Origin of the sequence: Vibrio sp. 10N.261.52.A1, assembly GCF_002876325.1 — a bacterium.
GTDB lineage: Bacteria > Pseudomonadota > Gammaproteobacteria > Enterobacterales > Vibrionaceae > Vibrio > Vibrio chagasii.
On the sequence record NZ_MCYD01000150.1, the window covers coordinates 1 to 436 of the forward strand.

Genomic DNA, 436 nt, shown 5'->3' on the forward strand with positions numbered 1-436 from the left:
AATCACTATAATTTCCCGTTGAACCTTTTATTTTTTTAAATTTTTAGCTAAGTGTTAGCGTTCTTCTTTAAGGTTAGTTCCATTATAGGATCCAACAAGTAAGAACCCATTATCTAACATTTAGTTCGATTTGTCTTCAGGATGTAGGAGTACGCATGGAGTTCAGTGTAAAAAGTGGTAGCCCAGAGAAACAACGCAGCGCATGTATCGTTGTCGGTGTATTCGAACCGCGCCGCCTTTCTCCAGTAGCCGAGCAATTAGATAAGATTAGCGATGGCTACATTAGTTCACTGCTTCGTCGCGGTGACCTAGAGGGTAAACCTGGCCAGATGCTACTGCTGCATCAAGTACCTGGTGTACTTTCAGAACGTGTTCTACTTGTAGGCTGTGGTAAAGAGCGTGAGCTAGGCGAGCGTCAATACAAAGAAATTATTCA

Annotated in this window: 1 protein-coding gene; it reads left to right on the forward strand. The window is 42.4% G+C overall.

Going from position 1 to position 436, the window contains the following annotated elements; genetic code table 11:
* Positions 1 to 155: 155 nt before the first annotated feature.
* Positions 156 to 436: M17 family peptidase N-terminal domain-containing protein (locus BCT81_RS02070; protein WP_277869784.1), on the forward strand; the 281-nt coding region annotated here is incomplete at its 3' end.